A 19,974-nucleotide genomic window follows, 5' to 3' on the forward strand; every position below is an offset into this window, starting at 1 on the left:
GGTACTGCAGGGGGGACCCTGTGGGAGAGTAGGACGCCGCCGAACAAATATTGAGAAAGAGCCCCACACCTCACGGTGTGGGGCTCTTTCGCGTTTAGGGGGCCGGGGACCCGGCCGTCCCCGGCAGGCCGGAATCAGAGCCGGCCTGCCGCCTTCAATGCCAGATACGCGTCCGCCAGCGCGGGAGCGAGCTCATCAGGCGTCGCGTCCACGACCGTCACGCCGTGCCGACGGAGTTGTTCGGCGGTCCGATGCCGTTCGCTCTGCGCCTGTGCGGCCGCCGCCGCCTCGTACACCGCGTCGGCGTCTCCCCGAGCCGTCGCCATACGGGCGACATGCGGGTCGGCCACTGACGCGAGCAGAACGGTGTGGCGGTGGGTCAGCTGGGCGAGCACGGGCAGCAGGCCCTCCTCGACCGGCGCCGTGTCCAGTGTCGTGAGAAGGACGATCAGGGACCGGCGCGGGGCCGTACGGAGTGCGGTGGCGGTGAGCCCGCGGGCGTCCGTCTCCACCAGCTCCGGCTCCAGTGTGGCCATCGCGTTGACCAGGGACGGCAGGACGTCGCCCGCGGCGCGCCCCTGGACGAGGGCGCGCCCCCGGCGGTCGTAGGCGAGGAGATCCACGCGGTCGCCCGCACGGGACGCGAGCGCGGCGAGGAGGAGAGCCGCGTCCATGGCGGCGTCCAGGCGCGGGGCGTCGCCGACTCGGCCTGCGGAGGTGCGGCCGGTGTCGAGGACGAGGAGGATGTGCCGGTCGCGTTCGGGACGCCAGGTGCGTACCGCGACCGCCGACTGCCGGGCTGTGGCACGCCAGTCGATGGAGCGGGTGTCGTCGCCGGGTACGTACTCGCGCAGGCTGTCGAACTCCGTGCCTTCGCCGCGGGTCAGAACGCTGGTGCGGCCGTCGAGTTCACGCAGCCGAGCGAGTTTCGACGGTAGGTGCTTGCGGCTGGTGAACGGGGGCAGCACCCTGACGGTCCAGGGCACCTTGTGGCCGCTCTGGCGGGAGAACAGCCCGAGGGGGCCGTAGGAGCGGACCGTGACGCGGTCCGCCTGTCGGTCGCCGCGGCGGGTGGGGCGTAGACGTGTGGTGACGCGGCGGCGTTCGCCCGGGGGGACGGTCAGACGGTGGCGTGAGGCCTCGACCTCCGTCCCGGGCTGCCAGCTGCTCGGCGGCCAGCCGTCCCTCAGGCGGGCCCGCAGCGGGCGCCTGGAAAGGTTGGTCACCGTCAAAGTGACGTCGGCGGTCTCGCCCAGACGGGCGGAGGTGTCGCCGGAGCGGGTCAGGACCAGGCGTCGTACCGGGGCCGCGAGGGCGAAGTCGCAGGCGCAGGCCAGGGCCAGCGGGCCGTTGACGGCGAGGAAGCCCGTCCAGCTCGGTTCCCAGATGCCGATGGGGATCGATCCGATGGCCGCGACGAGGGCGGCGCGTCCGGTGAGCGGCATCAGCGGGGGACCGGGACGTGGGCGAGGATCGCGTTGATGACGGAGTCGGCGGTCACGCCCTCCATCTCGGCCTCCGGGCGGAGTTGGACGCGGTGGCGGAGGGTGGGCAGGGCGAGGGCCTTCACGTCGTCGGGGATGACGTAGTCGCGGCCGGTCAGCCAGGCCCAGGCGCGCGAGGTGGCCAGGAGGGCGGTCGCGCCGCGTGGCGAGACGCCGAGGGTCAGGGACGGCGACTCCCGGGTGGCCCGGCAGATGTCCACCACGTAGGCGGTGATCTCGGGGGAGACGGTCGTCTTGGCGACCGCCGCGCGGGCTGCTTCGAGATCGGTGGGACCCGCGACGGGGCGTACGCCGGCGGCGCGCAGGTCGCGGGGGTTGAAGCCCTCGGCGTGGCGGGTGAGGACGTCGATCTCGTCCTGGCGGGAGGGCAGAGGGATCGTCAGTTTGAGGAGGAAGCGGTCGAGCTGGGCTTCGGGGAGGGGATAGGTGCCCTCGTACTCGACGGGGTTCTGGGTCGCGGCGACCAGGAAGGGATCGGGGAGCGGGCGCGGGATGCCGTCGACGGTGACCTGGCGTTCCTCCATGGCTTCGAGGAGAGACGACTGGGTCTTCGGCGGGGTGCGGTTGATCTCGTCCGCGAGGAGGAGGTTGGTGAAGACCGGGCCGGGCTGGAAGGAGAACTCGGCGGTGCGGGTGTCGTAGACGAGGGAGCCCGTGACGTCGCTCGGCATGAGGTCGGGGGTGAACTGGACACGCTTGGTCTCCAGTTCGAGCGCGGACGCGAGGGCGCGCACGAGCAGCGTCTTGGCGACTCCGGGGACTCCTTCGAGGAGGACGTGTCCGCGGCAGAGGAGAGCGACGACGAGGCCGGTCACGGCGGGGTCCTGGCCGACCACGGCTTTGGCGATCTCCGCGCGCAGGGCTTCCAGGGAGGCCCGGGCGTCGGCCGGGTTCCCGGTGTTCCCGGCGTTGTCAGTGGTCGGGTCCATCATGGACGGCGTACCTCTCTTTCGAGGGCGTCGAGCTGGTCGGTGAGGGCGATGAGGGCCGCGTCGTCGCCGGGCGGCGGTCCGAAGAGCAGGGCGTGCAGGGCCTGTCCGTCACCGTGCAGGTGCGCGGAGAGGGCGGGGAGCAGCGCCTCGGGTGCGTGCGCCTGGGAGACGGGGACGCCTATGAGGGGGGCGAGTCGGGTGCGGGTGGTGGAGCGGAGAGCGGCGGCGGCGCGGTCGCGGGCGCCGGCCTTGCGGTAGAGGCGGGCGCGGCCTTCGACGGTTTCGGAGGCGCGGATCGCCACGGGGAGTTTCTCGGGCACGAGGGGGCCGAGTCGGCGTGCTCGCCAGAAGGCGGCGAGGGCCGCGGCGAAGAAGAGCTGGAGGGTGCCCCAGAGCCAGCCGGAGGGCAGCAGGTCGAACAGGGATTTCTGGTCGCCGGTCCCGGTGGCCGTGGCGTCGGAGAGCGAGGGGAGGTACCAGACCAGATGGGGGCGGGAGCCGAGGAGTTGGAGGGCGAGCGAGGCGTTGCCCTGCTCGTCGAGGCGGTCGTTGAGGAGGATGTCGGGGGCGCCGAGGACGACGGTGTCGCCGCCTCCGGAGGCCGCGGGGACGCGGATCAGCGTTGCCAGGCGCTGGCTGGGGTAGCAGGAGTCGGCGTCGAGGTGGGTGGTGGTGTAGCGGATGCCTCCGGTGTCGGCGCTGCCGGCCCGCCGGGCCGCGGCCAGGCCGCAGTGCGGGGCGAGCGTGGACCTGACGCTGGTGGCCGGGTCGGCGGTGACGCCGGGGGCGAGCCGTTCGACGGAGGTGCTGCCGGCGGCCACCAGGACGGTGCGGCCGCCCGATCCGGCCGTCGACTTCTGCAGTTGGGACTGCTGGTGCGGGGTCAGCAGGTCGGGGACAGCGACGAGCAGGGTGGTGTCGCGGCCGGCCGCGGCGCGTGCCTCGGTCAGGGTGGTGACCACGCGAGTGTCCACGCCCCGGTCGGCGAGCAGTTCGGCGACGGCCCGGCTGCCGTAGCGGTCGGCGGAGCGCGGGTCGAGGTCGCCGTGCCTGCTGTCGGAGCGGATCACGGCGATGGCGACGGCCCCGGCGAGGACGAGCACCGCGGCGAGGACGATGCCGCGGGTGCGGGTCCAGACCTGGCGGCCGGTGGGCGCGGTGGAGGTGGCCGGGGGAGCGGTCACGCCGGTGGTCATTCGGCGGCTCCCTGGCGGGCGTTGTGGGCCGTGCTGCGGGCGCCGGCCGTCAGCATCGGTCTGGTGCGTTCGAGGTCGCGGTCGAGGTCGGCGACGCGGTCGTACGACGCCTGGGTCGCCCGGCGGCCGCCGTACGTCACGTCGTCGAACTCCAGGGCGGCGGCGCGCAGCCGGTCGGTGTGGGCGGGCAGGACGCGGCTGGCTTCGGCGGCGGCCTCGTCGGCGGTGCGGCCAGGGCGGACGTCGAGCAGGGCGCGTTCCTCCAGGGCGCGGACGACGGCCCGTACGCGTTCCTGGAGGGCCTGGTTCCAGTGGCCCTGGGCGGCGTGTGCCTCGGCGGCGGCCCGGTGTTCGGCGGCGCTGCGCGGACGGTCGTCGAACAGGGCGGCCGCGGAGACCGGTTGGCGGCGGGGGGTGCCCAGGCGCCACCAGAGGGCGCCCAGCACGGCGACGACGGCCAGGACCACGACGACCAGGCCCAGCGCGCCCCCGGGCGTCGCGGACGCGGCGGCGGAGAGCAGGCGGTCGATCCAGTCCAGGACGGCGTTCAGGGCGCGCTGGTACAGCCCGGGGTCGTTCTCGTGGTACATCCGCTTGGACAGTTCACGCCGTGCCGCCTCCCGCGCGGGGTCGCGCGGGATGGTCACGGGCGGCTGGTCGCCCGAGCCGGTCAGCGACAGCAGGGCTGCGGGCACAGCCGTGAGGACTCCCCCCGGGCTCACCGCATCAGCTCCCCGGGACGGTGCCGGGAGTGCCGGCGCCGTAGTTCTCGACACCGGCGGCGCGGGCCAGTTCGAGGTCGAGGGCCTCGCGGCGGATGCGCTGGTCGATGTAGAGGAGCACGGTGACGCCCGCGTTGATCGGGAAGGTGAGCATGGAGCCGATCACGGAGCCGACGCCGCTGATGACGAGGAACGTCCAGCCGTAGTTGGCGTTGGTGTTCTGGAGGAAGCCGGTCAGGCCGTGACCGCCCGCGTAGGCCGCGATCAGGGTGAAGGGGATCACGGCGAGCGACGAGACGATGTTGGCGATGACCGAGGCGAGGAACTGGATGCCGAAGACCCGCCACCAGGAGCCGCGGACCAGTTTGGTGGAGCGGCCCAGGGACTTGGTGATGCCCTGCTTCTCCAGCATCAGGGCGGGCGAGGCCAGGGAGAAGCGGACCATCAGCCAGACGGTGACGATGGCGCCGGCGAGGATGCCGAGCACGAGCAGGGCGGCGATGGCACCGCCCGGGCCGCCGGCGATCGCGACGACGATGCCGGGGAGTGCGCCGGCCAGCAGGACGCCGACCGCGATGAGCCCGGTCAGCAGGAGGAGGCCGAACAGCCTGGGGACCTGCGGGCGGGCGTCGCGCCAGGCCTCGCCGATGGTGACGGACTTGCCGAGCACGGCGCGGCTGGTGACGGTCGTCAGCAGGGCCGTCGCGACGATGGTGCCGACCAGGGTGATCAGCAGGACGGCGCCCGAGCTGAGCGCGACCTCCCCCGCGGCGCGGCTGATCTCGGTGAGCGAGGCGCTCGGGTCGTTGAGGGCGTCGGTGGTCTCGGTGTCGTTCAGGACGAGGCCCTGGAGGAGGATCACCGCGACCTGGGTGATGACGGCGATGGTCAGCGAGATGCCGAGGACCGTGCGCCAGTAGGTGCGCATGGTGGAGACGGCACCGTCGAGGATCTCGCCGACGCCGAGCGGGCGGAGCGGGATCACGCCGGGCTTGGCGGCGGGCGGGGGACCGCCCCAGCCGCCGCCCCAGGCTCCGTATCCGCCGGGCTGGCCGTACCCGCCGTATCCGCCAGGGCCGCCGTAGCCGCCGCCGGGGGGCCGGCCGCCCCAGCCGGGGCCCGGCGGTGGGGGCGGCGGCGCCTGGCCTGGTGCCGGGGCGCCGGTGGGCGCGGACCACTGGCCGGGCGGCGGCTGCTCCTTGGACCACTGCGAGCCGGAGCCCTGCGGATCCGTGCCGGGCTGCGCGGCGGGCTGTTCGGCAGGCCCTGCGGGGACGGGGCGGTCGGCAGGGGTGGACGCGCCGGGTTCCCGCCCGTCGGACGGGGCGGATCCGGGCGAGGCCCAGCCCGGAGTGTCGTTCATCGAAGCTCCTTCACGGTGCCCGTCCGCGGACGCGTCGGCAGGTTGGCTGCCATCGTGCCATGGGGCGGGCGCCCCGTGACCGGCCGAGGTGGAGGCTGCGCACCTTCAATGGTCCGCCGGATACGGGGCAGACTGACCGCATGGCTGATCAGTACGCGCGAAGCGGCGAGGACAAGCGGCCGACGGGAATGCCGGTGATCCGGTGGGAGGAGCCGCCAGAAGGTCCAGTGGTGGTCCTTCTCGACCAGACCAGACTGCCGGCCGAGGAGGTCGAGCTGGTGTGCACGGACGCGTCGGCGCTGGTCGAGGCGATCCGTTCGCTCGCGGTGCGCGGAGCGCCGCTGCTCGGGATCGCGGGGGCGTACGGTGTCGCGCTCGCCGCCGCGCGGGGCTTCGACGTCGACGAGGCCGCGGTGGCGCTCTCGGGTGCCCGGCCCACGGCCGTGAATCTCTCCGTCGGGGTGCGCAGGGCCGTGTCGGCGTACCGGTCCGCTCTGGCCGGGGGCGGTGACAGCGGGGCGGCGGCCGCGGCGGCGCTCGGTGCGGCGCGGGCGCTGCACCGGGAGGACGCCGAGGCCAGCGCCCGGATGGCCGAGCACGGGCTGGCGCTGCTCGAGGAGTTGCTGCCGGGCGGAGGGCACCGGATCCTCACGCACTGCAACAGCGGTTCGCTGGTGTCGGGCGGGGAGGGCACGGCGTTCGCGGTGGCCCTGCACGCTCATCGGGCGGGGCGGCTGCGGCGGCTGTGGGTGGACGAGACGCGGCCGTTGCTGCAGGGGGCCCGCCTGACGGCGTACGAGGCGGCGCGCAGCGGCATGGCGTACACCTTGCTCACCGACAACGCCGCCGGTTCGCTGTTCGCGACGGGCGAGGTGGACGCGGTGCTGATCGGCGCGGACCGGATAGCGGCCGACGGGTCGGTGGCGAACAAGGTGGGGAGTTATCCGCTCGCGGTGCTCGCGCGGTACCACCATGTCCCGTTCATCGTGGTGGCGCCGGTGACGACGGTGGACCTGGAGACGCCGGACGGGGCGTCCATCGAGGTCGAACAGCGTCCCGGGTACGAGGTGACCGAGGTCGCGGCACCGCAGGTTCCGGTGACGGGAGCGGGCGGCGGGATTCCGGTGGCACCGCTGGGGACCCAGGCGTACAACCCGGCGTTCGACGTGACGCCGCCCGAGCTGGTGACGGCCGTCGTCACCGAGGAGGGCACCGTCTCGCCCGTGACGGCCGAGGCGCTCGCCGAGCTCTGCGCCAGGTCACGTCAGGTGACGACTTAGGGTGGCCGTGCCGGTGTGCTGATCGGCCAGGCGTAGGGGCACTCCACGTCGGTGCGGCTCGGGGCAGTCGGAACCGGCGTGCGTCGTCGGCGCCGGGAGACGGGGGCAGACAGTGACGGTCCGCAGCGGCTAGGGTCACTGGCCGGTGAGCCTGGTCACCTGCGTAACCTTCACTGTTATGAGAATGGGATGATGTCGTTTATGAAGGGACGAGTCCTTGTCGTCGACGACGACACCGCACTGGCCGAGATGCTCGGCATTGTGCTGCGTGGTGAAGGTTTTGAGCCGTCTTTCGTAGCTGACGGCGACAAGGCGCTGGCCGCTTTCCGTGAGACCAAGCCCGACCTGGTGCTGCTGGACCTGATGCTGCCCGGTCGGGACGGTATCGAGGTGTGCCGCCTGATCAGGGCGGAGTCCGGCGTGCCGATCGTGATGCTCACGGCGAAGAGCGACACCGTCGACGTGGTCGTGGGCCTGGAGTCGGGCGCGGACGACTACATCGTGAAGCCGTTCAAGCCGAAGGAGCTGGTGGCCCGGATCCGGGCCCGGCTGCGCAGGTCGGAGGAGCCGGCGCCCGAGCAGCTCGCCATAGGCGACCTGGTCATCGACGTGGCCGGGCACTCGGTGAAGCGGGACGGGCAGTCGATCGCGCTGACCCCGCTGGAGTTCGACCTGCTGGTCGCGCTCGCCCGCAAGCCGTGGCAGGTGTTCACGCGCGAGGTGCTGCTGGAGCAGGTCTGGGGCTACCGGCACGCGGCGGACACCCGTCTCGTCAACGTTCACGTCCAGCGGCTGCGCTCCAAGGTCGAGAAGGACCCGGAGCGGCCGGAGATCGTGGTGACCGTCCGTGGCGTCGGATACAAGGCGGGACCCAGCTGACATGTCCGGGGACAGTGCCGCTTCGGCCCCCGGCCGGTCCGGGGACCGTCCGGAGCGGCCTGTCGGCGGGAGACGGTTCGGCAAGCGCTGGCGGATGCTCTTCGAGGGCGGGCTGCTCCAGGGCGGGGTTCAGGGCAGCCCGGTGCTGCGCCTGTTCATCCGCTGGGTGCGACGGCCGCTGTTGCCGGTCATGCGGCTGTGGCGGCGCAACATCCAGCTCAAGGTCGTCGTCACGACCCTGCTGATGTCGCTGGGCGTGGTCCTGCTGCTCGGCTTCGTCGTCATCGGCCAGGTGCGCAACGGCCTGCTGGACGCCAAGGTGAAGGCCTCGCAGAGCCAGGCGACCGGCGGTTTCGCGGTGGCCAAGCAGAAGGCCGACGAGGCCGGGACCGGCGCCGGTGACACCGCCGACACGGCGGACGGACGGCAGTCGCCGAACCTCACGTCGTGGATGAGCGACCTCGTCGACTCCCTCTCCAGCGGCGGCCAGGGTGCCTTCGACGTGGTCACCCTGCCGGCGGGCGACAACAACAGCGGCGGCGGGCGCACGCGTGCCTCCGGGTTCGTCGACCCGACGGCCAGCGTGCCCGACGCCCTGCGCGCGCGGATCAACGGCAACACGACGGCCGCGCAGAGCTACACCCGGATCGTCTACACGGACGACAAGGAGTCGCAGCCCGCGCTGGTCATCGGCAAGCAGGTCACCGACCCGAACGGCGGCCCGTACGAGCTGTACTACCTCTTCCCGCTCTCCCAGGAGGAGAAGTCCCTCAGCCTCGTCAAGGGCACGCTGGCGACCGCCGGGCTGTTCGTCGTCGTCCTCCTCGGGGCCATCGCCTGGCTCGTCGTGCGGCAGGTCGTCACGCCGGTGCGGATGGCGGCCGGGATCGCCGAGCGGCTGTCGGCGGGACGTCTCCAGGAGCGGATGAAGGTCACCGGCGAGGACGACATCGCGCGGCTCGGTGAGGCCTTCAACAAGATGGCGCAGAACCTCCAGCTGAAGATCCAGCAGCTGGAGGAGCTGTCGCGGATGCAGCGCCGGTTCGTCTCCGACGTCTCGCACGAGCTGCGGACGCCGTTGACGACCGTCCGGATGGCGGCCGACGTCATCCACGAGGCGCGAGAGGACTTCGACCCGGTGACCGCGCGCTCCGCGGAACTGCTCGCCGACCAGCTGGACCGGTTCGAGTCGCTCCTCGCCGACCTGCTGGAGATCAGCCGCTTCGACGCGGGCGCGGCGGCGCTGGAGGCTGAGCCGATAGACCTCAGGGAGGTCGTACGGCGGGTGGTCAGCGGGGCCGCCCCGCTCGCGGAGCGCAAGGGCACGCGCATACGCGTGGTCGGCGATCTGCAGCCCGTGGTGGCCGAGGCGGACGCCCGGCGTGTGGAACGGGTGCTGCGCAACCTCGTGGTCAACGCCGTGGAGCACGGCGAGGGCAAGGACGTCGTCGTCAAGCTGGCGGCGGCCGGCGGCGCGGTCGCCGTCGCGGTGCGCGACTACGGCGTGGGGCTCAAGCCCGGTGAGGCGACCCGGGTCTTCAGCCGCTTCTGGCGGGCGGACCCGGCACGCGCGCGTACCACCGGTGGTACCGGCCTGGGGCTGTCGATCGCCCTGGAGGACGCGCGGCTGCACGGCGGCTGGCTGCAGGCGTGGGGGGAACCCGGTGGCGGCTCGCAGTTCCGGCTGACCCTGCCCAGGACGGCGGACGAGCCGTTGCGGGGCTCGCCGATACCCCTGGAGCCCAAGGACTCCCGGCGCAACCGCGGGCTGGGCGAGACCGGCCTGCCGAGCGGCGGCGAGGACAAGCGGGCGACGGTACCGGTGCAGTCCGGCGGGCAGGCGCCGCCGCTCGCGCCGATGACGCAGCGGACGGCCGGCACCGCGCCCACGGCCGACCCGACCGCGCTGCCCGGCAGCGGTGCGCGCGTGGTGCCCCGGCCGGTCCAGGGCGCACGGCGTCAGGAGGGCCCGCCCGGCACCGGCCAGGACGGCGGGGCGGGCGAGGCGGACGAGTCGAACAAGCCAGGGGAGGCATTTCGTGGGCGCTGACCGCGAGGGGAGCGCCCGGGGCGGGCCGGCGCGCGCGGTGGCGTACGCCGCCTTGGGGGTCGTACTGCTGGCAGGCTGCGCCTCCATGCCGGACAGCGGCAACCTGCAGGACGTCGAGTCCACGCCACGGCAGGACACGCAGGTGCGGGTCTTCGCCATGCCGCCGCAGCAGGACGCCTCGTCGACGGAGATCGTGCAGGGCTTTCTGGAGGCCCTGACCAGTGACGATCCGAACTACGACACGGCGCGCGAGTACCTGACCAGGGCCGCCTCCAAGAGCTGGCGGCCGGAGTCGCAGACCACGGTGCTGGCGAACGGGCCGAGCATGCAGACCGACCCGCGTCCGGCGACCCGGGAGGGCACGGGCAGCATCACCTACACGCTCGAGGGCAGCCGGGTGGCCACCGTCGACGCGCAGCAGGCCTACACGCCCGCGGACGGGTCCTACAGCAGGACGGTGCATCTGACCAAGGACGCCAAGAGCGGGCAGTGGCGGATCGACTCACTGCCGCAGGGTGTCGTGATGGGCCAGTCCGACTTCCAGCGCAACTACACGTCGGTCGACAAGTACTACTTCGCCTCGGACACGTCGGCCGGCCAGAGCGGGCAGCCGGCGGCGGTCGCCGATCCCGTCTTCGTGCGCAGCCGGGTGGATCCGACGACCCAGCTGGTGCGTTCGCTGCTGCACGGCCCCACCACGTGGCTCCGCCCGGTCGTCCGGTCGAGTTTCCCGACCGGTACGGCGCTGAAGAAGGGCGTGTCCGGGCTGGCGCCGGACGACCAGAACCAGGTCACGGTGCCGCTGAACGTCAAGGCCTCCCGGATCGGCCCGGCCAAGTGCAGCGAGATGGCGACCCAGTTGCTGTTCACGCTGCGGAACCTGACACCCACCGTGGACTCGGTCGCGCTGCAGGCCGTCAACGGCACCCGCATGTGCGACGCCGACGAGCGGCAGGCCGAGGCCACCGCCTGGCGTGCCTCCACCAAGCGCCCCGAATACCTGTACTTCCTCGACGGCAAGCACCGATTGGTGCGGATGGCCACCGGCACCACCGGCACCACCGCGTACGCCGTGCCGGGCCCGTTCGGCGCGGGCACCAAGCCGCTGCGGTCGGTGGCGGTCGCCCGTGACGAGCGGACCGCGGCCGGGGTCAGCAGCGACGGCAGCGCGCTGTACGTCACCTCGCTCGCCTCGGACGGTTCGCTGGGCGACGCCGTGCTGACCAGTCACGGCGCGACCGAGGACGACCGGCTGACGGCGCCCAGCTGGGACGCGCGCGGCGACCTGTGGGTGGCCGACCGCAACCCCGCCAAGCCGCGGCTGTACATGCTGGAGCAGGGCGTGGGCCAGCCGCTGGCCGTGCAGATCCCCGAGCTGAACGGCCGGATCGAGGACGTGCGGGTCGCCGCGGACGGGGTGCGGATCGCGCTCGTCGTCGACAAGGGCGGCAAGCAGTCGCTGCTCATCGGGCGGGTCGAGCGCACCGGGTCCGATGACCAGCAGGAGGTCTCGGTCCTCGAACTGCGCTCCGCCACGCCCGGCTCCGAGGAGGTCACCGCGATGTCCTGGGCGGGGGACAGCCGGCTCGTGGTGGTCGGGCGCGAGCAGGGCGGGGTGCAGCAGACGCGGTATGTCCAGGTCGACGGCTCCACGCCGGACGGTCCGGCGCCCGCGGCGCTCACCGGTGTCCTCGCCATCGCCGCGTCCGAGGACGACCGGGTGCCGCTGGTGGCCAAGTCGCAGGACGACGGGATCGTCCGGCTGCCGTCCGGTGACCAGTGGCAGAAGGTGGTCAAGGACGGGTCGGCGCCGGTCTACCCGGGCTGAGCCCCGAGCCGTGGCGAGCGGCCGTCCCGGTCGGGCGGCGAGCCGGTAGGAACGGCCGTTCTGCGTTCGTCGGCATCGGCTCCCTCGTGGGCGTCCTCGTTGGCGTCGTCGTGGGCGTCGTCGTGGGCGTCCTCGCGCGGGTGTCGGCTTCCCTCTGTGCGGGTGACGTCCTGTGCGTGCCGTGCGGAGTTGTCCACAGGCGGTTGTCCACAGGGGTGGCGGGCCCGGTCGGCCGTGGGCAGAGTGGGCACATGCGGGGGTGGTGGCAGGATCTCACCGACCTGGTGCTACCGGCCGAGTGCGGAGGCTGTGGGACGCCTCGCACGGTGCTCTGTGCCGAGTGCCGTGCCGCCCTGAGCGGGGCCGCACCGCGCCGGGTGCGACCGGTGCCGGAGCCGCCCGGCCTGCCGGCGGTGTACGCGGCGGCGTCCTACGCGGACGAGGTGCGGGCAGCCCTCCTCGCCCACAAGGAACGCGGTGCGCTGGCGCTCGCCGGGGCGCTGGGCGCGGCGCTTGCCGGAGCGGTGCGGGCCGGGCTCCGGGACGGCCGGACGGTGCGGATCGTCGCCTCGTGGCGCGGTACAGCGGGGGGTGTCGGCGGGTCCGGGCCCGTGCTGCTCGTCCCGGTGCCCTCCGCGCCGTGGGCGGTGCGGGCGCGGGGGCACGACCCGGTGCGTCGGATCGCGCTCGCGGCGGCAGCGGAGCTGCGGCGGGCCGGGACGCCGGCCCGGGTGGCGCCGGTGCTGCGCCAGCGGCGGGCCGTGGCCGACCAGGCAGGGCTCAACTCCCGGCAGCGGTTCGCGAACCTCGCGGGCGCGCTGGAGGTGACGGCGGGCGGGGCGCGGCTGCTCACCGGGGGCCGTGTCGTCCTCGTCGACGACCTCGTCACCACCGGCGCCACCCTCGCGGAGGCGGCACGCGCGGTACGGGAGGCCGCGGGGCCAGGGCCAGGGGCGGGGGTACGAGAGGGGAAAACGGCTGTGTATCGGCGCGCGGCCTGGGAAGGAAGGGAAGAACGGAAGACCGGATCAGGAGAAGAGCAGGCGAAGTGGACACGGGACGTATCGGGATTGCCCGAGGTGAACGGCCTCGCAGGACCGGTCCGGGCGGCTGTGGTCGCGGCCACGCCGGATTCTTTCGAAATGAACCGGAACTGACCGTGAACGTACATCGTTGCAGCTAGTGACAGGGTCAATTCGCCTGAATGGAGGTACGCATCAGTAGAGGGTGACGACATCCGTCCGGGCGAGATATGTTCGGTTGTGAGGGAGAAAGCCGCAGGCCATGGCTCCCTATCCGAATGCCGTGCCGCGGGTTTTCCGTAATCATCGCGGTGCCGGGGTGCAGATCTTGCCCATGGGGGAGGAGGAGGTGAAGTCGCCGAGTCCGAGGCTCCGGGGTTCACCGGAGCTGGGTGCAAAAAGGGAGATGCTCCGCAGTGCAGCGGAGCGATCCGGGAACGGAGTTCTGCGTGGACATCGTCGTCAAGGGCCGCAAGACCGAGGTGCCCGAGCGGTTCCGCAAGCACGTGGCCGAGAAGCTGAAGCTGGAGAAGATCCAGAAGCTCGACGGCAAGGTGATCAGCCTCGACGTCGAGGTGTCCAAGGAGCCCAACCCCCGACAGGCCGACCGCTGTGACCGAGTGGAGATCACGCTCCGCTCCCGCGGTCCGGTGATCCGGGCGGAGGCAGCGGCCAGTGACCCGTACGCGGCACTCGACCTGGCGGCGGAGAAGCTGGACGCGCGGCTGCGCAAGCAGCATGACAAGCGGTTCTCGCGCCGTGGCGCACGGCGGATCCCGGCCGCCGAGGTCCCCGACCACGTCCCGGGCGCGGCGACGCTCGACGTGAACGGCACCCCGGTCCATGAGGAAGAGCCCGACGGCGTGCCCACCAAGAAGATGGGCTCCCTGGAAGTGAAGGGCGAAGGGCCCCTCATCGTCCGCGAGAAGACCCACGTCGCCTCCCCGATGACCCTCGACCAGGCCCTGTACGAGATGGAACTGGTCGGACACGACTTCTACCTGTTCGTCGACTCCGAGACCAAGGAGCCGAGTGTCGTCTACCGGCGGCACGCGTACGACTACGGCGTCATCCACCTCAGCACGGACCCGATGGTCGCCCAGGCGCAACCTCCCGCGGCAGGAGGCACGCTGGGCGGCTGACCCGTCCGGTCGGCAGCTGACCCGGTGCCCCTGGGAGCGGCGTGCGCCCCCGGGGGCACCGGTGTGCGACCAGTTGGCGCCCCGCTCTGTCCCCGCGTTCCCGTCCGGGCATGGAATCATGGCCGTAGCGGGTCCAACCGGTGGGCCGCTGCCTTGGGTTGGCGGATGGCACAGCACCACAGGCCACAGCCTTCAGGGGGAGGAACGATGGCGGACAGCTTCGGACCGATGCGGGACGGTGATGCCGACGGCGGCGTCGCCGGCATGGGCCCGGACGCGGGCGGTACTGCGCGCAAGGAACCGATCAGAGTCCTTGTCGTCGACGACCATGCCCTCTTCCGCCGCGGACTGGAGATCGTGCTCGCCGCCGAGGAGGACATCCAGGTCGTCGGGGAGGCGGGTGACGGCGCGGAGGCCGTCGACAAGGCCGCCGACCTGCTGCCGGACATCGTGCTGATGGACGTCCGGATGCCCAAGCGCGGCGGTATCGAGGCCTGCACCTCCATCAAGGAGGTCGCACCCAGCGCGAAGATCATCATGCTGACGATCAGCGACGAAGAGGCCGATCTCTACGACGCGATCAAGGCGGGTGCGACCGGATACCTCCTCAAGGAGATCTCCACCGACGAGGTGGCCACCGCCATTCGCGCGGTGGCCGACGGGCAGTCGCAGATCAGCCCGTCCATGGCCTCGAAACTCCTCACCGAGTTCAAGTCGATGATCCAGCGCACCGACGAGCGCCGGCTGGTGCCCGCGCCGCGGCTCACCGACCGGGAACTCGAGGTGCTCAAGCTGGTAGCCACCGGGATGAACAACCGCGACATCGCGAAGGAGCTGTTCATCTCCGAGAACACCGTGAAGAACCATGTGCGCAACATCCTGGAGAAGCTGCAGCTGCACTCCAGGATGGAGGCGGTGGTCTACGCGATGCGGGAAAAGATCCTCGAAATCCGCTGAGACCGCCGGCGCCCCTCAGCGCAGTGCGGCGATCAGGAAGCGGGTCACTTCCTTCATGAGCGGCTCGCGCAGCTCGGGGGCGTCCACTCGCTCCACGCGCACCGTCGTGCAGTCCACCCAGCTCGCCGCCTCGACCAGGGCCTCCGCCACCGCCGGGACCGCCTTGGGGCCCTCCAGCGCGACCTGGCGGGCCACCAGGATCCCGCCCGCCTCCCGCGCCGGGTCCACCCGGCCCACCAGGCGGCCGCCGGCCAGCACCGGCATCGCGTAGTACCCGTACACCCGCTTCGGCTTCGGGACGTACGCCTCCAGGCGGTGGGTGAAGCCGAAGATCCGCTCCGTGCGCGCCCGGTCCCAGACCAGCGAGTCGAACGGGGAGAGCAGAGTCGTGCGGTGCCGCCCGCGCGGGGGTGCGGCCAGGGCCGCCGGGTCCGCCCAGGCGGGCTTCCCCCAGCCCTCCACCTCGACCGGGACCAGACCCGAGTCCGCGATCACCGCGTCGACCTGCTCGCCCTTGAGCCGGTGGTAGTCGGCGATGTCCGCGCGCGTGCCCACGCCCAGCGACTGCCCGGCCAGCCGGACCAGGCGGCGCAGGCACTCGGCGTCGTCCAGCTCGTCGTGGAGGAACTCGCCCGGGACCGCGCGCTCGGCGAGGTCGTACACCCGCTTCCAGCCGCGGCGCTCGACGCACACCACCTCGCCGTACATCAGCGCCCGCTCGACGGCGACCTTGGTGCCGGACCAGTCCCACCACTCGCTGGTCCGCTTCGCGCCGCCCAACTCGGTGGCGGTCAGCGGGCCCTCGGAGCGCAGCTGCTTGACGACCTGGTCGTAGGCGCCGTCGGGGAGGTCGTGGTTCCAGTGCGGGCGGTCGCGGTAGGCGCGGCGGCGGAAGGCGAAGTGCGGCCACTCCTCGATGGGCAGGATGCAGGCCGCGTGCGACCAGTACTCGAAGGCGTGGGCGTCCTTCCAGTACGCGTCCTCGATCGTCCGGCGGCCGACGCGCCCGAGGCGGGCGTACGGGACGAGCTCGTGCGAGCGGGCGAGGACGGAGATGGTGTCGAGCTGGACCGCGCCGAGGTGGCGGAGCACGCCCCGGACGCCGGAGCGGCGGTCGGGGGCGCCGAGGAAGCCCTGTGCCTTCAGCGCGATACGACGGGCTTCGTCCGCCGAGAGCGCGGCGGCGGGGCGCGGGAGGGTCGTCATGGGTCGGACGATAGAGGGTGGCACTGACAGCCCCGCACGAGCTGGGGTTTCAGCTCCGTGCGGGGGCCGGCAGGTAGGGCGCCGCCGACGGCAGGCCCAGGTCCGAGGGGAGCAGGGAGCCGACCCAGCAGTCGCGTCGCACGCCCTTGTTGTTGATGGAGGAGCGCAGGGTGCCCTCGACGGTGAAACCGGCGCGCTCCGCGACCGTGCGGGAGGCGTGGTTGCCGACCTCGGCGCGCCACTCGACCCGGTCGATCGCCATCCGGGTGAACGCCCAGCGGGCCGCCGCGAGGGTGGCCTCGACGGTGTACCCGTGGCCGCGGTGCTCCTTGGCCGTCCAGAACCCCACCTCGGCCGTCCCCAGCGAGCGCATGGTCAGGGCGAGCATCCCGGTCAGTTCGCCGGCCGGCAGGAAGACCCCGAAGGTGAACATCGACCCGTCGGTCCAGCCGTCGGGGACCAACTGCTCCGTGAAGCCGCGCGCGTGCTCGGCGAGGTAGGGCGAGGGAATCGTCGTCCAGCGCTGGATGTCGGGGTCCTGGGCGGCCGCGTACACCGCGTCGGTGTCCTGCGGGCCGACCGCGCGCAGCCGCAGACGGGGGGTGGTGAGCGTGACGGGTTCCATCGGCTGATTCTGCTCGCCCCGGCCTCCGCCACGCCATCGAATTCGCCCTCGTTTCGCTCTACGTGGGCAAGTGATCACATTCCGCGCAATTCCGCATCCGGCGCGGCACTATCCGCGGGCCCCGGCCGTTGTCCTGGGTGAGGCGCGAAGAGGGTCCGCCGGGCCCTCCGGGAAGCGACGGGCGGTCGCCGGACCGACAGGCCTCCCGACGCGGCCGGGTCCTCGCATACGATGGCCGTTGCTCAGTACGTCAAATGGAAACCGACCCTCCCAGGCCCGACCGGCAAGGAGACTAACCCCCGTGTCCGTCCTCTCGAAGATCATGCGTGCAGGCGAAGGCAAGATCCTGCGCAAGCTGCACCGCATCGCGGACCAGGTCAACTCCATCGAAGAGGATTTCGTCGACCTCTCCGACGCCGAGCTGCGGGCCCTCACCGATGAGTACAAGCAGCGCTACGCCGACGGCGAGAGCCTCGACGACCTGCTCCCCGAGGCGTTCGCGACCGTCCGCGAGGCCGCCAAGCGTGCCCTCGGCCAGCGCCACTACGACGTGCAGATCATGGGCGGCGCGGCCCTTCACCTCGGCTACGTGGCCGAGATGAAGACCGGTGAGGGCAAGACCCTCGTCGGCACCCTGCCCGCGTACCTGAACGCGCTGTCGGGCAAGGGCGTCCACCTCATCACGGTCAACGACTACCTGGCCGAGCGCGACTCCGAGCTGATGGGCCGCGTCCACAAGTTCCTGGGCCTGACCGTCGGCTGCATCCTCGCCAACATGACGCCGGCCCAGCGCCGCGAGCAGTACGCGTGCGACATCACCTACGGCACGAACAACGAGTTCGGCTTCGACTACCTCCGCGACAACATGGCGTGGGCCAAGGACGAGCTCGTCCAGCGCGGCCACAACTTCGCCATCGTCGACGAGGTCGACTCCATCCTGGTCGACGAGGCCCGTACGCCGCTGATCATCTCCGGCCCGGCCGACCAGGCCACCAAGTGGTACGGCGACTTCGCCAAGCTGGTCCTGCGCCTGAAGAAGGGCGAGGCCGGCAACCCGCTCAAGGGCGTGGAGGAGACCGGCGACTACGACGTCGACGAGAAGAAGCGCACCGTCGCCATCCATGAGTCCGGCGTCTCCAAGGTCGAGGACTGGCTGGGCATCGACAACCTCTACGAGTCGGTGAACACCCCTCTGGTGGGCTACCTGAACAACGCCATCAAGGCGAAGGAGCTCTTCAAGAAGGACAAGGACTACGTCGTCCTCGACGGCGAGGTCATGATCGTCGACGAGCACACCGGCCGTATCCTCGCCGGCCGCCGCTACAACGAGGGCATGCACCAGGCGATCGAGGCGAAGGAAGGGGTGGACATCAAGGACGAGAACCAGACGCTCGCCACGATCACCCTGCAGAACTTCTTCCGCCTCTACAAGCGCCACGACCACAACGGCAAGGAACTGCCCGGCCTGTCCGGCATGACCGGTACGGCCATGACCGAGGCCGCCGAGTTCCACCAGATCTACAAGCTCGGCGTGGTCCCGATCCCGACCAACAGGCCGATGATCCGCAAGGACCAGTCGGACCTGATCTACCGCACCGAGGTCGCCAAGTTCGAGGCGGTCGTCGACGACATCGCGGAGAAGCACGAGAAGGGCCAGCCGATCCTGGTCGGCACGACCTCCGTCGAGAAGTCGGAGTACCTCTCGCAGCAGCTCTCCAAGCGCGGCATCCAGCACGAGGTGCTCAACGCCAAGCACCACGAGCGCGAGGCGTCGATCGTCGCGCAGGCCGGCCGCAAGGGCGCCGTGACGGTGGCCACCAACATGGCCGGCCGTGGTACCGACATCAAGCTCGGCGGCAACCCCGAGGACCTCGCCGAGGCGGAGCTGCGCCAGCGCGGCCTCGACCCCGAGGAGCACATCGAGGAGTGGGCGGCCGCGCTGCCCGCCGCCCTGGAGAAGGCCGAGCGGGCCGTCAAGGCCGAGTTCGAGGAGGTCAAGGAGCTCGGCGGCCTCTACGTGCTGGGCACCGAGCGGCACGAGTCCCGCCGGATCGACAACCAGCTGCGCGGCCGCAGCGGCCGTCAGGGCGACCCGGGTGAGTCCCGCTTCTACCTCTCCCTGGGCGACGACCTGATGCGCCTGTTCAAGGCCCAGATGGTCGAGCGCGTGATGTCCATGGCCAACGTGCCGGACGACGTGCCGATCGAGAACAAGATGGTCACCCGCGCGATCGCGTCCGCGCAGTCGCAGGTCGAGCAGCAGAACTTCGAGACCCGCAAGAACGTCCTGAAGTACGACGAGGTGCTCAACCGGCAGCGCGAGGTCATCTACGGCGAGCGCCGCCGCGTCCTGGAGGGCGAGGACCTGCAGGAGCAGATCCAGCACTTCATGGACGACACGATCGACGCGTACGTGGGCGCGGAGACCGCCGAGGGCTTCCCGGAGGACTGGGACCTCGACCGCCTGTGGGGCGCCTTCAAGCAGCTCTACCCGGTGAAGGTCACCATCGAGGAGCTGGAGGAGGCGGCCGGCGACCGTGCGGGCCTGACCGCCGAGTACATCTCCGAGTCCATCAAGGACGACATCCACGAGCAGTACGCGTCGCGCGAGGCCCAGCTCGGCTCCGAGATCATGCGTGAGCTGGAGCGCCGGGTCGTGCTGTCGGTCCTCGACCGCAAGTGGCGCGAGCACCTCTACGAGATGGACTACCTCCAGGAGGGCATCGGCCTGCGCGCGATGGCCCAGAAGGACCCCCTGGTCGAGTACCAGCGCGAGGGCTTCGACATGTTCACCGCGATGATGGACGGCATCAAGGAGGAGTCCGTCGGCTACCTGTTCAACCTGGAGGTCCAGGTCGAGCAGCAGGTCGAGGAGGTCCCGGTCGAGGACGCCGAGGCGGCCGCGGAGGGTGTTCAGGACGCGGTGCCGGCCCAGGCGGGCTCCCGTCCGGAGATCCGCGCCAAGGGTCTGGAGGCGCCGCAGCGACGGGGCATGCACTTCTCGGCGGCCACCGTGGACGGCGAGGGCGGCATCGTCGAGGGCGACTTCGCCTACGACGACGAGGAGCCGGCCCGCTCCGAGGCCGACGGCCTGACCCGAGCCGAACGCCGCAAGCAGGCGAAGAGCCGCCGCGGCCGCAGGAAGTAACCGCGACGCCAGCGTTGCGTGAGGGCCGGTCACCTGGAAAGGGGGCCGGCCCTTCGCCGTGCGGCCGGGGCAGGGCGACCGGCGGGGCGGCCGACGGGACCGGTGGCCGCCTCGTCCGG

16 protein-coding genes are annotated in these 19,974 nt (G+C 71.9%); 8 read left to right on the top strand and 8 right to left on the bottom strand.

What is annotated here, in order from left to right; translation table 11 throughout:
* Positions 1-134: 134 nt before the first annotated feature.
* Genes AB0M11_RS19005 through AB0M11_RS19025 form a run of 5 tightly spaced genes read right to left on the bottom strand, consistent with a single transcriptional unit; the run spans position 135 to position 5,718 of the window.
* Positions 135-1,445: a DUF58 domain-containing protein gene (locus AB0M11_RS19005; RefSeq protein WP_365706822.1), complete on the bottom strand. Its 1,311-nt coding sequence runs from the start codon at positions 1,443-1,445 to the stop codon at positions 135-137.
* Positions 1,445-2,434, bottom strand: a complete 990-nt coding sequence (locus AB0M11_RS19010; protein WP_365706955.1) for a MoxR family ATPase — start codon at positions 2,432-2,434, stop codon at positions 1,445-1,447. The genes AB0M11_RS19005 and AB0M11_RS19010 overlap by 1 nt, the downstream gene beginning before the upstream one ends.
* A complete protein-coding gene (locus tag AB0M11_RS19015; RefSeq protein WP_365706824.1) occupies positions 2,434-3,633 on the bottom strand; it encodes a DUF4350 domain-containing protein in 1,200 nt (399 codons plus the stop codon). The genes AB0M11_RS19010 and AB0M11_RS19015 overlap by 1 nt, the downstream gene beginning before the upstream one ends.
* Complete coding sequence (locus AB0M11_RS19020) at positions 3,630-4,328, bottom strand: DUF4129 domain-containing protein (protein WP_365706826.1); 699 nt, start codon at positions 4,326-4,328, stop codon at positions 3,630-3,632. The genes AB0M11_RS19015 and AB0M11_RS19020 overlap by 4 nt, the downstream gene beginning before the upstream one ends.
* Before the next feature lie 31 nt (positions 4,329-4,359).
* Complete coding sequence (locus tag AB0M11_RS19025) at positions 4,360-5,718, bottom strand: hypothetical protein (protein ID WP_365706828.1); 1,359 nt, start codon at positions 5,716-5,718, stop codon at positions 4,360-4,362.
* Positions 5,719-5,858: 140 nt separating this feature from the next.
* Between AB0M11_RS19025 and mtnA the strand changes: the two genes are divergently transcribed.
* The 4 genes from mtnA (at position 5,859) to AB0M11_RS19045 (ending at position 11,755) form a co-directional block, all read left to right on the top strand.
* Positions 5,859-6,998: an S-methyl-5-thioribose-1-phosphate isomerase gene (gene mtnA, locus AB0M11_RS19030; RefSeq protein ID WP_365706830.1), complete on the top strand. Its 1,140-nt coding sequence runs from the start codon at positions 5,859-5,861 to the stop codon at positions 6,996-6,998.
* A gap of 189 nt (positions 6,999-7,187) precedes the next feature.
* Complete coding sequence (gene mtrA, locus AB0M11_RS19035) at positions 7,188-7,877, top strand: two-component system response regulator MtrA (RefSeq protein WP_015659998.1); 690 nt, start codon at positions 7,188-7,190, stop codon at positions 7,875-7,877.
* Position 7,878: 1 nt separating this feature from the next.
* Complete coding sequence (mtrB, locus tag AB0M11_RS19040) at positions 7,879-9,927, top strand: MtrAB system histidine kinase MtrB (protein ID WP_365706832.1); 2,049 nt, start codon at positions 7,879-7,881, stop codon at positions 9,925-9,927.
* The gene (locus AB0M11_RS19045) at positions 9,917-11,755 is read left to right on the top strand and encodes an LpqB family beta-propeller domain-containing protein (protein WP_365706834.1); all 1,839 of its coding nucleotides are present in this window, start codon (positions 9,917-9,919) and stop codon (positions 11,753-11,755) included. The genes mtrB and AB0M11_RS19045 overlap by 11 nt, the downstream gene beginning before the upstream one ends.
* Here the strand turns inward: AB0M11_RS19045 and AB0M11_RS19050 are convergent.
* Complete coding sequence (locus tag AB0M11_RS19050; protein ID WP_365706836.1) at positions 11,743-11,952, bottom strand: hypothetical protein; 210 nt, start codon at positions 11,950-11,952, stop codon at positions 11,743-11,745. The genes AB0M11_RS19045 and AB0M11_RS19050 overlap by 13 nt on opposite strands.
* A gap of 54 nt (positions 11,953-12,006) precedes the next feature.
* Here AB0M11_RS19050 and AB0M11_RS19055 point away from each other — a divergent pair, with 54 nt between their 5' ends.
* The 3 genes from AB0M11_RS19055 (at position 12,007) to AB0M11_RS19065 (ending at position 14,876) form a co-directional block, all read left to right on the top strand.
* On the top strand, positions 12,007-12,912 hold the full coding sequence (locus AB0M11_RS19055; protein WP_365706838.1) for a ComF family protein: 906 nt from the start codon (positions 12,007-12,009) through the stop codon (positions 12,910-12,912).
* 281 nt (positions 12,913-13,193) lie between these two features.
* Positions 13,194-13,919 (top strand): ribosome-associated translation inhibitor RaiA, encoded by a 726-nt coding sequence (gene raiA / locus AB0M11_RS19060; RefSeq protein WP_365706840.1) that lies wholly within the window; start codon positions 13,194-13,196, stop codon positions 13,917-13,919.
* A gap of 207 nt (positions 13,920-14,126) precedes the next feature.
* A complete protein-coding gene (locus AB0M11_RS19065) occupies positions 14,127-14,876 on the top strand; it encodes a response regulator transcription factor (protein WP_365706842.1) in 750 nt (249 codons plus the stop codon).
* A 15-nt stretch (positions 14,877-14,891) separates the two neighbouring features.
* Here AB0M11_RS19065 and AB0M11_RS19070 read toward each other — a convergent pair whose 3' ends face one another.
* Together AB0M11_RS19070 and AB0M11_RS19075 are read right to left on the bottom strand one after the other, a co-directional pair.
* Positions 14,892-16,082, bottom strand: coding sequence for a crosslink repair DNA glycosylase YcaQ family protein (locus AB0M11_RS19070; protein WP_365706844.1), 1,191 nt, complete (start codon positions 16,080-16,082; stop codon positions 14,892-14,894).
* 49 nt (positions 16,083-16,131) lie between these two features.
* Positions 16,132-16,707 (bottom strand): GNAT family N-acetyltransferase, encoded by a 576-nt coding sequence (locus tag AB0M11_RS19075; RefSeq protein WP_365706846.1) that lies wholly within the window; start codon positions 16,705-16,707, stop codon positions 16,132-16,134.
* A 301-nt stretch (positions 16,708-17,008) separates the two neighbouring features.
* Here AB0M11_RS19075 and secA point away from each other — a divergent pair, with 301 nt between their 5' ends.
* On the top strand, positions 17,009-19,855 hold the full coding sequence (gene secA, locus AB0M11_RS19080; protein ID WP_365706848.1) for a preprotein translocase subunit SecA: 2,847 nt from the start codon (positions 17,009-17,011) through the stop codon (positions 19,853-19,855).
* The last annotated feature ends 119 nt before the right edge of the window (positions 19,856-19,974 follow it).

Origin of the sequence: Streptomyces sp. NPDC051987 (genome assembly GCF_040680735.1) — a bacterium.
Classification (GTDB): Bacteria; Actinomycetota; Actinomycetes; order Streptomycetales; family Streptomycetaceae; genus Streptomyces.